We start from the raw sequence: 12,241 nt of genomic DNA, 5'->3' as shown, positions 1-12,241 counted from the left end.
GACTCAAGCAAATCGGTTCAACCCTGCTGCATTCCGCGGACGGTCTCGAGGAGGCCGCGTTCCATCCGGAAGAGATAACGGAAAGGCGGGATCAGCGCCACACGCGGATCGAGCCGAACGGCGAGCCTGAAAAGCGCAATCGCACTTGCACGGCCACGCGTGAGATCCTTGACTCCGCACCAATAGGCGCGCTCGGCGATGCTGCGCCTGCCCAGGCGCAACAGCCTGTCGGCGTCGGCCATGGCACGTCCCTCGCGGCTGAAGAAGCTGTCGAGCGCCGCCACCCTCTCGACCAGGTCGCGGGTTCGCTCGGCGAGGAAATCGTGCGTTCTGTTTTGGCTGTGCATGCGTTTGACGCCAAGGACCGCGTCGGTATTGGCCACGCTGCCGAGCCGGGCCAGGCGCAGCAGCATTTCAAAATCGTCGGTGTGAGGGAGATCGGTGCGGTAATGGCCGGCAGCCTTATGCGCCGAGGTGCGCGCGAGCACCATGCCGGCGGCAATGTATGCTTCCGGGTTGCGGCAGCGCTCGACAATGAAATCCGTTCCGTCACGCACCCGCCATGGCGCGGGAGGGCCCACGTCGCTCTTCCCAGGAAACGGCTCCCCTTCGTGCCAGTGAACGTCGGCGCCGTAGGCAAAGCTGGTCTGCGGATTCTGTTCCATAACGGAAACCATTCGCGCCAGACTGCCAGGCGCAAGGAGATCGTCCGAGCACAAGACCATGAAGTAGTCGGCCTTTGCCCAGTCCACGCCTTCATTGAAAGAGGCATGATGACCGAGGTTGCGGGTGCGCAGGACGATCTCGATACGGTTGTGTCTGGCTGCGAGTTCGCGCGCGACCTGGGGACTGGAGTCCGTGGAGGCATTGTCGATGATCAGCATCCGTAGGTCATTTACCTGCTGACCAAGGACACTGTCGACGCAGTCGCGTAGGAAATGCCCGTGCTGGTAACAGGGAATGACGATATCGACGCTTGCCATCGCAGTACTTTCGCTTTGCCCTGCCCGTTACCTTGCCGCAGAGATGTCGGGACCGCACGATCGTTCCTTATCGGCGGCGATCCTCCTGCGGAAGGGCGGCATTTCGGATACGACCTCGGCGGCGCGTTCGAGTGGGCGATCCATCTTCAAGATCCACTGGAAGGGAGGCAACAGGGCGGCGTGTGGTCGCCAGCGATGCGACAGCCGCAAAAGGTCGGCGCCGGTGCGGCCATGACCTCTGAAAAAGTGCGAGATCGCCGACCAGTAAGCGTGTTCGCCCAGGCCTCTCCTTGCCTTGGCCATCAAAAACTCGGCACCGGTAAGCGCCCTTCCCTCATTGGCAAAGAAGCTTTCGAATGCCGCCTCGCGTTCAGTGAAATCACGCAACTGCTGGTAATCGACGGACATGCGCGAGGCATGATGTCTGCGGATCGCCTGGGGGATTCTGAGGCTGGCCACGTCGCCAAGGGTCGCAAGGCGCAGCCACATTTCCAGGTCGTCTGTATAGGGCAGCGACGCCCGATAGTATCCCGCCTGTTTTTGCGCCGACATCCGCCGAATGACCGTGTTTGCCCCGATATTGTTAACGGGTATCCGGCAAAGCCTCTGGATGAATTCCATCCCCCTAGTCACCTCGACTTGAGGTCCCTTCGGTCTTACCGCGAGCGAGCGCACGGCGCCGTTCGCCTCGAGTCGAGCCTCGATGCCGTGCGTGAAGCTTATGCCGGGGCTACCGTCGAGGACCGCGGCCGCACGCGCCAGCGCGCCCGGCGCCAGCGCGTCGTCGGCGTCGAGAATGAGAAAATACTCCGACGCACCCCAGTCGATTCCTTCATTGTAACTGAACGTGGCGCCCTTGTTGGTCGCATGCGTCAGAACCTCGACCCTGCGGTCCTGGGCCGCGAGGTTTCTCGCAATCGCCACGCTATCATCCTTGGACGCGTTGTCGATGACGAGCACCCGCAGGTCGACACCCTTTTGCGTCAGGATGCTGGCGACGCAGTCACCAAGGAACCGTCCGTAATTGTAACAGGGAACGACGACATCAACACTAGCCATGGCAGTGCCTCATGGAGGAAAGGCACCACTGGTGCCTCGGGGCGGCCGCTTGCCGCACCCGATCGGGGATGATCTCCACGCTGCGGTCGCCCAGCCCGGCCAGCAGCAGCCTGAAATTACGCTTAATCTGCACAGTCGATCTCTCCTACTAAGCTGTCGCGAAAATTCCGATCGGAGGCTGGATGCTCCATTAGGAATCGTAATGTTGTGCGCTCCCGCCATATAGGCTCCGTTCGAGGCTGCCACGGCAAAACCGATGCCTGCCACCAGGAGGGACGGCTATCAGAGCCTCGCGGCACCTTTGGTGGCGCCGCTAGAACGTTGACGCCTGGAGCCTTAGCGTGCACTTCGAGAGTAGGACCAGCAGCCGCAGAAATCCTTCGAACGGCAAGCGCTAAACGCTGGCCGTCTTGGAAGGACTTGTCTCCGTTTGGTCCGCGATCTTGCACGATTTGAACGCCACTCTGTCAAGAACATTCGGCGGGCTGCCGGTCGAGTGGGGAACCGTAGCATTTTCGTGACGCTGGTGGTCTTCAGACGTTAGGGGTATATGTCTACGCCTTCGCGTGAATCCGGATGGAGGCAAGTTTAGCGCTTTCGTAGTCAGTCCGCCGCCGGAACGAGCGATGGCCTGATTTTGAGTTATCCTTTTTCGCCAGTCCCATGCTAGTGGACCCGGACAATGGTTCCGCGGACAAATTGTTGAAGACACGGTCAAATACGTCATCATCCATCGTCGGAAGCGTCGTCACACCGTGTTCTAGTTGTCTCGGGCAGTCCGCGCCAAGGCGAGCCCGTGCGTGCGATCCACAAGGCGCCTTCCAGGAACAGGTGGTTGTCCTTGGCTGCGACCCGGGATCGGACGACTTGCCGGGCAACAAATGGAGCAAGGCCCTCCCACAGGCCATCCTTCATCACCGATGAGAACCAACTGCTGAACTCCTTTTTCCATCCTGATGTTGTGGACGCCCCCGCACAGGCTGCAACTATGATGCCGGCCCGTCACCCGAAGCAGCAAGAGGAGCATTCAGAACTAAGATCACGACCAATCGGATTGGACCCGGCCGAGACACAGGCAACACCGTGCTCGTGAAGCGGTTGCATCGGCCCCTCTTCTCGTAGCTACTATCAGCCTGATCGGGATGAAGGGTGGGGAACAGCGCATCATTGAGCTCGCAAGTCGCGGCGATGGGGCACGAGGTCCGGCTCATCCGCCGTCCTATGTGATGAAGACCTATGTCAAGCGTGGCAAGAGCGACGCGCTGGATGGCGAAGCAATCTGTGGACCTGTACAGCGCCCGACGATACGGTTCGTGCCTGTGAAAACGGTGGAGTTGCAGGGCATCCTCATGACCCACGGCGCGCGAGCGCTGCTCGTTCACCCATTTTCTCCTCCCCGGCCACAGTTCCGGCCACAGGGAGGTTGCCCCCGCAGGCCCGGGCCGATTCGCCAAAACGGTTGAACCGGGAAGCAAAGCCATCAATCCGGTGACGGCCCGCCGCCGGGCATCCCCCATAAGTACTTACCGATGACCTTATGGAGAACGCGAAAATCCGGAACCGGACCTGTAGACTTGCTGCGTTATTGGAGTTGGCCAGGATGTCCGAGCAGAGCACTCGATTCCAGAAATCCGTCCTCTTGCAGGAACGAGCCCGCGAATTGATCCCGGGCGGCTGCCACACTTACGCGAAAGGCGAGGACCAGTATCCCGTCCTCGCGCCGGGATTCATCGAGCGCGGTTCGGGGTGCCACGTCTGGGACGTTGACGGAAACAGATACATCGAATTCGGCATGGGCAACCGTGCCGTCGGACTTGGCCACGCCTACCCGGCAGTAGTCCGGGCGGTCGAGTCCGTCCTGGGTGGCGGCTGTAATTTCACCCGGCCAGCCAAGATCGAAGTCGAGTGTGCCGAGACCTTCCTGGAACTCATCGATGCGGACATGGTGAAGTTCTGCAAGGACGGCTCGGATGCGACTTCGGGTGCTGTCCGGCTCGCCCGAGCCTACACAGGGCGCGATCTCGTCGCCTGTTGCGCCGACCATCCATTCTTCTCGACCGACGACTGGTTCATCGGGACCACGCCGATGAACTCGGGCATTCCCGAGGCCGTCCGGAAACTGACGGTCACCTTCCGGTATAACGACATCACCAGCGTGAAAGAATTATTCGACATGCACCCGGGCAAGCTGGCCGCCCTGATCCTCGAGCCGTCGCGCGGCGACGACCCCCGTGACGGTTTCCTGCACGAAGTCCAGCGCCTCTGCAGGGAAAACGGTGCACTGCTCATTCTGGACGAGATGATCACCGGGTTCAGGTGGAACACTGGCGGCGCGCAGAAACTCTACGGCATCAAGCCGGACCTGACGGCCTTCGGGAAGGCGCTGGGCAACGGATTCTCCGTATCCGCACTCGCCGGAAAACGTAAATACATGCGTCTCGGAGGACTGGATTACACTGACCGCCCAAGGGTGTTCCTCCTGTCGACTACCCATGGCGCGGAGACCCATGCGCTCGCCGCGGCGATCGCCACCATGCGGATATACCGCGACGAGCCCGTGATTAGTCATCTTCACCGTCAGGGCGAGAAACTCAGGGAGGGCATCGCGGAAGCCGCCAGGCGGCATGGGGTGGACGGACACTTCAAGGTAGTCGGCCGATCCAGCTGCCTGGCATTCGCCACCCTTGACCGCAACGGCCATCCGTCACAGACATACAGGACCCTGTTCCTGCAGGAGACGATCAGACGCGGAGTGCTGATGCCGTCACTTGTGGTCAGCTACGCCCACGATGACGAGGCGGTCTCCCAGACGATCGAGGCCGTCGACGGTGCACTGGCTGTGTATGCGCAGGCGCTTGAATCGGGAACTGACCGCTTCCTGGTCGGCCGCCCCTCGCAGGTCGTCTTCCGCCGCTACAACCAAGGCGCCGAACAAGCTAAAATCTTAACTGCAATAACGAGAATTCCAGATGTAAGGCTGTGACCAAGACGGCCTCGGCGTGGAGAAATCTTGATGTTTCAGCATATTCCGTCGCCCGGCAGGGTGCAGTTGGCCTATTGAGCTTTTGTGGGTCAAAGACTCATGAGCGCTGAATTGAGAGCAAGGATCGAACTGTCAAGAATAATCCTTATTGCGGCTATTGTATTTCATCACACACGGATACCATCGGAACTGAATCTTTATTCCTGGGATAATTTTGGATATTTACGCGGATATATTCAGATTGGATTGCTGAAGACAGCAGCAAGTACGTTAACAATCATATCCGGATATCTGTGCTTCTGGTCGGGTTTTGATCGGGAGCCGATGTTATTTCTACGCAAAAAATACATGACGCTTTTCGTTCCGATGCTCCTCTGGAATATTCCTATGGCTATTTTAATTTTATCGTTTCAGCGGAATGGTCAGTATCTTGAAAAGTATGACGATTTAACCAGCGGAAACATTCTAAAATGGAGCAATGCTCTCCTTGGCCTCACGGAGAATCCGGCGAATGAGCCTCTGCATTTCCTGCGAAACTTAATCGCGTGCAATTTAATTGCTTTGTGTGTTGCAACTCCATTTCGAAAATGCCCATTTTATTCATTCGCTATAATATTAATTGTTGGAATTTTTAACTTAGATTGGTATCTCGTGATACGAAACGATATTTTAGTTGGATTCTTCCTTGGCGCACTCATTGCATCGAGGCGCATTGATGCCACCTCTATAGATTTTTTGCTGCCAATAACTGTGCCGATCTACCTAATATCGGCATTCCTTATTTTCTACTTCAACGTAGGTTTTGAATCTCTCTGGTGGATGGGTCACAGACTATTGGGTTTCCTCGCGGCGTGGCCATTGATCGGCTATCTAAACAAGACAGCATTTCGAAAAATATCTAAATATTCTCAATTCAGTTTCTTTATGTTCCTGTCTCACTATTACGTTGAAATAATGCTTTTTCATTTATTTTCTCAGATTTTTTATATCGACAAATTCTACATATTTTTCATACTCTCGGGGCCCCTGACCATTGGCACATGCATTGTCATGCAACTGATTGCCAGCCGCGTTACGCCGTCACTGTTGAGCATTTCGACGGGGGGGAGGGCCTGACAAGATGCTGCTGCGCCATGGCGTAAGGCAGTGTTCCGCGGGCTGACTTATACCAGCGAGCGCTGATTGCGACATTGCGACTCGTTATGGGATTGAACGAAGCCGCTGACGCGGCATTTGGGGCATCTGATTTGCATGGTGTGCCCCTGTTTTGAAGGATTGGGCTGTTTGGCCCAACCTTTGAACAGGAGAGTATCATGAGTGAGATGAGCCCGCTGCGGCGACGGATGATCGAGGACATGACGATCCGCAATTTGTCGCCGGCGACGCAGCGATCGTATTTGCATGCAGTGACGAAGTTTTCGCGCTATTTCGGTCGGTCGCCGGACCGGTTGGGGCTGGAGGATGTGCGTGCCTTTCAGGTGCATCTGGTGTCGTCGGGGCTATCATGGCCGGCCTTGAACCAGACGGTTTGCGCCCTTCGCTTCTTCTTCGGCGTCACGCTTGGACATGCGGAGATACCGGAGCGCATTGCCTATGCCCGAACGCCCGCCAAGTTGCCGACGATATTGAACGGCGATGAGATCGTGCGGTTTTTGGAAGCGGTCCCGAGCCTGAAGACACGAACGGCGCTGACGACGGCTTATGCGGCTGGTTTGCGCGCCACCGAGACGGTCAGTCTCAAGGTCAGCAACATCGACGGCGAGCGCGGCGTCATCCGCATCGAGCATGGCAAAGGCGGCAAGGACCGCAACGTGATGCTGTCGGCGCAGTTGCTTCATATCCTTCGGGTCTATTGGAAGCTGGTGCGACCGCAGGTCTGGTTGTTTCCGGGACGTGACGAGAGCAAACCCATCGATGTCCAGGTTCTGCATTCTGCCTGCCGTTCGGCACGTGCCGCAGCCGGCATCGACAAGCGGATATCGGTGCACACGTTGCGCCACAGCTTTGCCACCCATCTCTTGGAGAGCGGCACCGACATTCGTATCATCCAGGTCCTGCTCGGCCACAACAATCTGTCGACCACGGCGCGTTACACGAAAGTGTCCAACACACTCATCCGCGCCACGACCAGTCCGCTCGACCGGCTGACGCTGGAGGTGGTGCCGACAGGCTGAGGACATTCCGCCATGGCGGCGGGATTGGAGGTGGCGGACATTTTTCGCCGCCACGGGGAAGGATATCGTCAATCGCATGACACGCATCTCGGGCGGGTTGAGCGCCGGGTGATGAGCGCGGTCGAGATGTGTCGGACCGCGCGGCTGGGCGGCCATGTCCAGCAATGCCGGGATTGTGAGGCGCTCCGCATCGCCTACAATTCCTGCCGTAACCGGCATTGCCCAAAGTGTCAGGGACAGGCCAGCCGCGATTGGCTTGCCGCCCGGCAGGCCGACCTGCTGCCGGTCAGCTATTTCCACGTCGTCTTCACCGTGCCGCAAGCGATCGCCGCGATTGCCTTCCAGAACAAGCAGGTGGTCTATGCTGTCCTGTTTCGCGCCGTCGCCGAGACACTCCGCAGACTTGCCGCTGACCCCAGACATCTGGGTGCTGAACTCGGCTTTATCGCCGTGCTGCATTCCTGGGGGCAGAACCTCCATTATCACCCACACATCCACTGCATCGTGCCGGGCGGCGGATTGTCGTTCGATCAAACCCGCTGGGTGGCTTGTCGGAGGAACTTCTTCCTGCCCGTGCGGGTGCTGTCGCGCCTGTTCCGGCGACTGTTTCTCGAATACCTGAAGCAGGCTCATGACGAAGGCCAGCTTCAGTTCTTCGGCAGCATCGCGAGCCTGGCCGATCCAGCTGCATTCACGCGCATGATCAGAGAAGCGCGGCGCGTCAATTGGATCGTCTATGCCAAGCCGCCCTTTGCCGGACCCCAACAGGTGCTGGCCTATCTCGGCCGCTACACCCATCGCATCGCCATCTCCAATTCCCGCCTCGTCAGCATGGATGGTGGTCAGGTCACATTCCGCTGGAAGGATTATCGCAGGGGTGGCAGGCAGAAGCGGATGACGCTCGATGCCCACGAGTTCATTCGTCGCTTCCTGCTGCATACGGTTCCGGACGGCTTCCATCGCATCCGTCACTTTGGCTTGCTTGCCAACGGACAGCGGCAGCAGAAGCTGGAGGCATGCCGCAATCTCCTCAATGTCCCGCAGCCGGAAGAGCCGGTCGAAGACCTGGATACGGTCGAGGCCCCGCCATTTGCACACCGCTGTCCCTGTTGCGGCGGAAGGATGAACATCCTCGGCACCTGGAAGCCGCGTCAACCAGCCTGTCGACCAGCATGGAACGATAGCTCATGACCCTATCAGACCTGGCATCACTCCAACAATCAACGTCGGCAGATCGAAGGGCCGCGAGCGAATGGCTTTGGCCAAGCATGCCGGCGCAACACAAAACGCAGCATCGCCGAAGCCTCGTTCGGCACAGATCAACCAAAAACACCGCCAGACACATCTCAATTGGCGACAAGAACCTTCTTCTCAGCCGCTCTTCCAGCCCCGCCTGGGCTCGCCCCAGCCAAACGCCATCCACCGCTTCGGTTAAATCCCCATAGTGCCAAACAACCCGCGCCTTCGCTCAATCCGGCTTCAATGAGGTCCGATCAGCGAATGCTGCATCCAAAGCGGCCGGACCTCACAGAACCCTCCAGATTCCCAAATCGGCTAATTTCTGACTCATCATGCCAAACGGAGGTTTGGCATGATGAGAACGATTCCGCTGCGTGGAGACTTTGACGGGCCTGCGCTCAGGAGGCTGGCGAAGAAGGCAAAGGATGCCGCCCAGGTTCGGCGGCTGTTGGCGCTGGCTTCGATTTATGATGGCGGCTCGCGGCCCCACCTTCAACGGTTCCGATCCGGACCTCGTTGAGCGAAAATCTTGAAGCAAGATGTAATGTTTCCACTTAATGAAAGTTCTAAACGTCAAAATTGATAAATACGCGGCCTGATCGGCCCGCTTCTTGTTTCGCCATTCAGCAACGAGACGAGTTTGTTGACAGATCGCCGGCCGAGTTCAACATTCTTCCAGCGAACTTTTGTTCACGGCCGTACCAGTGCTCTTCTGGCTTATCAGGAACAACTTGCAAATGGATAGGTAGCTGTTTTCAAAGCGCATTTCATTTGAGATGAGAAGGCGTAGCGCGGTTTCGGCGGCTAAAGAATTCTCGCCTTCCGGAGCACGAAGGCCTCCGCGAAATGCTCGGGTGCCCGGCACTCCATTCCCCGCAGCCGCGCAAGGCCCGCGAACGTTTCCCGGTCGAACCAGTCTTTCGAGCGCTGTGTCCCGAAGTGTTCGTGCAGGAGAGCAATCTTCCTTTCCATAACCTCGGCCGTGAGTGGTGAATAGGCATTTGGCTGGCCAAGGTCGCCGTCCCACTTCGGAATCTCGTACTCTAACACCAGATGGTCGCGGAAAACGTTCCAGGTCAGTTTGTTGACCTCGCGATGGTCCTGGTGGGCGTCGAGCCGGGCGTGGGTAAACACAACGTCCGGCCGGACCCGAGCCCTGACATCGATCAACCAACGCTTAATATCGCGGCTCTGGGCGGGGAAGTAGCTGTCCTCGAATTCCGCCACGTCGACATTGGTCGACTGCGCGCCTTCGAGGAACGCCTCGGCCGAGGCACTGGCTTCCGCCGCCCGCTGGCCGCCGGCGCTCAGCACACACCAATTGACGTTCAGCCTGACCCCTGATGCGATCAGGCTGAGGATCGTGCCTCCCGCACCGATTTCGATGTCGTCAGAGTGGGCACCAAGGCAGAGGACCGAGAGTTCCTCCCCGCGACGCGCGAGGCCAAGCCGCATCATGATGCCGCCGCGACTACGCTGCGCCTGTTCTTTTCGGCGGTAACCTTCGCGTTCCAGGGCATGTCGCCCTTTTCGACCATATCTTCGAGCGACTGCCAGTCGCGCAGCGTGTCCATTGAGCGCCAGAAACCCTCGTGCTTGTATGCCATCAGCATGTTGTCTGCGATTAGGCGTTTGAAGGGTTCGAGCACGAGCTCCTCCCCCTCGCGCATGTAATCGAAGATTTCGGGCCGAAATACGAAATAGCCGCCATTGATCCAGATCTCCGAGGTGTCCGTCGTGCGAAACTCGCGGACGCGGCCATCCTCGGCGATGTCGGCAAGGTGATAGGTCAGCGGCGCGCGCACCGCGAGGAAGCAGCCGATCTTGCCGCTGGCTTCGAACTTGGCGATCACGTCCTTAAGATCGACGTCAGTCAGCCCGTCGCTGTAGTTCGCCAGAAACATCTTCTCGTGTCTGACGTGGTCCCTGGCGGCCCAGAGGCGCTCTCCGATGTTTCGCCAAATGCCCGTGTCGAGCAGCGTAACGCGCCAATCCTTGTCGGCCTGATTGAGTAACTGAACGTCCCTGCCGCCGCCGGACACGACGCAGTCGGCGAATGTCTGTGGCCGGGTGTTCAGGAAGAACTCCTTGATGACATTGGACTTATACCCCAGGCACAACACGAATTCGTCGTGTCCGTAATCGCTGTACCACTGCATGACGTGCCGCAAGATCGGCTGCTGACCGAGCGGGATCATCGGTTTTGGAATGCTTTCGGAATAATCGCGGATTCGGGTCCCGCGCCCGCCGCAGAAAAGAACTACCTTCATTTCCGCAACTCCAATGGATCGATCACTGTCACGAAAGGAATCGGCACCACGAATTTAGCGCCCCAGGCGGCGACATGGTGCATCTGCTGGATGATCTCGTCCTTCAGGTTCCACGGAAGGATCAGGATGTAGTCGGGCCTGGCCTGGTCGATCGCTTCGACGGGCTTGATCGGAATGTGCATGCCCGGCGTGTAGCGGCCGTGCTTATAGGGGTTCCGGTCGACGGTAAAATCGAGGAAGTCGGTGCCGATGGCGCAGTAGTTGAGGAGCGTGTTGCCCTTGCCCGGCGCGCCGTAGCCGCAGATTTTCTTGCCTTCGTTCTTGGCCGCGATCAGGAACGCCAGGAGGTCGCGCTTCGCGCGCTGTGCCTTGTGGCCGAATGACGCGTAGGTCGACATCTCCGTCAGCCCGTGCCGCTTTTCACGGGCGAGGAGTTCGGTCACGCTGTCTTCCGTGGCCCAACTGCCACCCTCGTGGGCGAGATAGACGCGGAGAGAACCCCCATGGGTGGGCAGTTCCTCGACGTCGATCACCCGCAGCCCGTGGCGGGCCGCCATGAGATTGATGGTCAGCAGCGAAAAGTACGAGAAGTGCTCGTGGTAGATTGTGTCGAACTGGTTCTCGGCCATTAGCCGCTCGATGTGCGGGAATTCGAGGGTGACAACGCCTTCCGGCTTGAGCAGGATTTTGATGCCCGCGACGAAGTCGTTGAGGTCGGGAACCTGCGCCAGGACGTTATTACCAATGATGAGATCGGCATCCAGCCCTTCGGCCATCATCTGGTTCGCCAACCGGACGCCGAAAAAGTCCACGCGGGTCGTCACGCCCTTTTCTTCGGCGGCGCGGGCCACGTTGGCGGCAGGTTCGACGCCGAGCACGGGAACTCCGAGCGGCAGGAAGTGCTGCAGCAGGTAGCCGTCATTGCTGGCCAGTTCAACTGCCAGGCTGTCGGAACCAAGGCCAAGGCGCTTCGTGATCGCCTCGCAATATGCCTTCGAATGGGCGACCCAGCTCGTCGAGAAGGAGGAGAAATAGGCGTATTCGCTGAAGATGGTCTCTGCGCTCATGTACTCCTTGAGCTGCACCAGGTAACAGGTGTCGCAGACCAGAACGTTAAGCGGATAGTAGAGTTCCCTCTGGTCAAGCTGGTCGGCCTGCAGGTAGCTCTCGCACGGAGGCGACATGCCAAGGTCTACGAGGGCGTGGCGCAAGCGCGATCCGCAAAGCCTGCAGCTGACATCCCGGGGTGCGGTGTGGTGGTCGCGATCGATTTCGATAGCCTGAATGTTCATAGGGGTCCCGCCTGCCGCGCCTCCGAGAGAGAGCTTCTTTTTCGATGGGAGCAGGTTAGGATGCCGGCGAGCCGGATTCGATTTCCCAATCCGGTACGCACCTTCATCCTTACAGTGAAACGGGCGCGGGCAGTGCCCACCCCTAAACCGCCGAACAGGTAATGTATCTGCATGGCATACCGCTGTCGGAGAAGCCACCTAAAGCTTAGGTAGCTCTTCCTGTCCCGGCTGATGATGCCCG

At 58.6% G+C, this 12,241-nt stretch carries 9 protein-coding genes and 2 pseudogenes; 5 read left to right on the top strand and 6 right to left on the bottom strand.

The genetic code is table 11. The features are described from left to right. Positions 1 to 17: 17 nt before the first annotated feature. The 3 genes and pseudogenes from NGR_RS06455 to NGR_RS33835 all read right to left on the bottom strand — a co-directional run. Positions 18 to 983 (bottom strand): glycosyltransferase family 2 protein, encoded by a 966-nt coding sequence (locus NGR_RS06455; RefSeq protein WP_015887447.1) that lies wholly within the window; start codon positions 981 to 983, stop codon positions 18 to 20. A 27-nt stretch (positions 984 to 1,010) separates the two neighbouring features. Beyond that, entirely contained in the window at positions 1,011 to 2,042 is a 1,032-nt protein-coding gene (locus NGR_RS06450) for a glycosyltransferase family 2 protein (protein WP_015887446.1), read from the bottom strand. A gap of 774 nt (positions 2,043 to 2,816) precedes the next feature. Continuing rightward, positions 2,817 to 2,957: pseudogene (locus NGR_RS33835) on the bottom strand (IS5/IS1182 family transposase); the annotation flags it as partial. 153 nt (positions 2,958 to 3,110) lie between these two features. On the opposite strand from NGR_RS33835, the pseudogene NGR_RS33830 reads away from it, so the two are divergent. From NGR_RS33830 to NGR_RS06425, 5 genes and pseudogenes are all read left to right on the top strand, one after another. Further along, a pseudogene (locus tag NGR_RS33830) lies at positions 3,111 to 3,421 on the top strand (IS110 family transposase); the annotation flags it as partial. A 221-nt stretch (positions 3,422 to 3,642) separates the two neighbouring features. Continuing rightward, a complete protein-coding gene (locus tag NGR_RS06440) occupies positions 3,643 to 5,025 on the top strand; it encodes a glutamate-1-semialdehyde 2,1-aminomutase (protein ID WP_015887443.1) in 1,383 nt (460 codons plus the stop codon). A gap of 99 nt (positions 5,026 to 5,124) precedes the next feature. Continuing rightward, positions 5,125 to 6,141: an acyltransferase family protein gene (locus tag NGR_RS06435; protein WP_015887442.1), complete on the top strand. Its 1,017-nt coding sequence runs from the start codon at positions 5,125 to 5,127 to the stop codon at positions 6,139 to 6,141. A gap of 197 nt (positions 6,142 to 6,338) precedes the next feature. After that, on the top strand, positions 6,339 to 7,199 hold the full coding sequence (locus NGR_RS06430) for a tyrosine-type recombinase/integrase (protein WP_012708196.1): 861 nt from the start codon (positions 6,339 to 6,341) through the stop codon (positions 7,197 to 7,199). Positions 7,200 to 7,211: 12 nt separating this feature from the next. Continuing rightward, entirely contained in the window at positions 7,212 to 8,390 is a 1,179-nt protein-coding gene (locus NGR_RS06425) for an IS91 family transposase (protein ID WP_015886711.1), read from the top strand. Positions 8,391 to 9,242: 852 nt separating this feature from the next. On the opposite strand, the gene NGR_RS06420 is transcribed toward NGR_RS06425, so the two are convergent. Genes NGR_RS06420 through NGR_RS06410 form a run of 3 tightly spaced genes read right to left on the bottom strand, consistent with a single transcriptional unit; the run spans position 9,243 to position 12,000 of the window. Continuing rightward, positions 9,243 to 9,896, bottom strand: a complete 654-nt coding sequence (locus tag NGR_RS06420; RefSeq protein WP_015887440.1) for a PIG-L deacetylase family protein — start codon at positions 9,894 to 9,896, stop codon at positions 9,243 to 9,245. Then, complete coding sequence (locus NGR_RS06415; protein WP_015887439.1) at positions 9,893 to 10,708, bottom strand: sugar phosphate nucleotidyltransferase; 816 nt, start codon at positions 10,706 to 10,708, stop codon at positions 9,893 to 9,895. The genes NGR_RS06420 and NGR_RS06415 overlap by 4 nt, the downstream gene beginning before the upstream one ends. Then, a complete protein-coding gene (locus tag NGR_RS06410) occupies positions 10,705 to 12,000 on the bottom strand; it encodes a class I SAM-dependent methyltransferase (protein ID WP_015887438.1) in 1,296 nt (431 codons plus the stop codon). The genes NGR_RS06415 and NGR_RS06410 overlap by 4 nt, the downstream gene beginning before the upstream one ends. Between the last annotated feature and the right edge of the window lie 241 nt (positions 12,001 to 12,241).

The organism is Sinorhizobium fredii NGR234, assembly GCF_000018545.1.
Classification (GTDB): domain Bacteria; phylum Pseudomonadota; class Alphaproteobacteria; order Rhizobiales; family Rhizobiaceae; genus Sinorhizobium; species Sinorhizobium fredii_A.
This window is presented reverse-complemented; position numbering and strand designations above follow the sequence as displayed.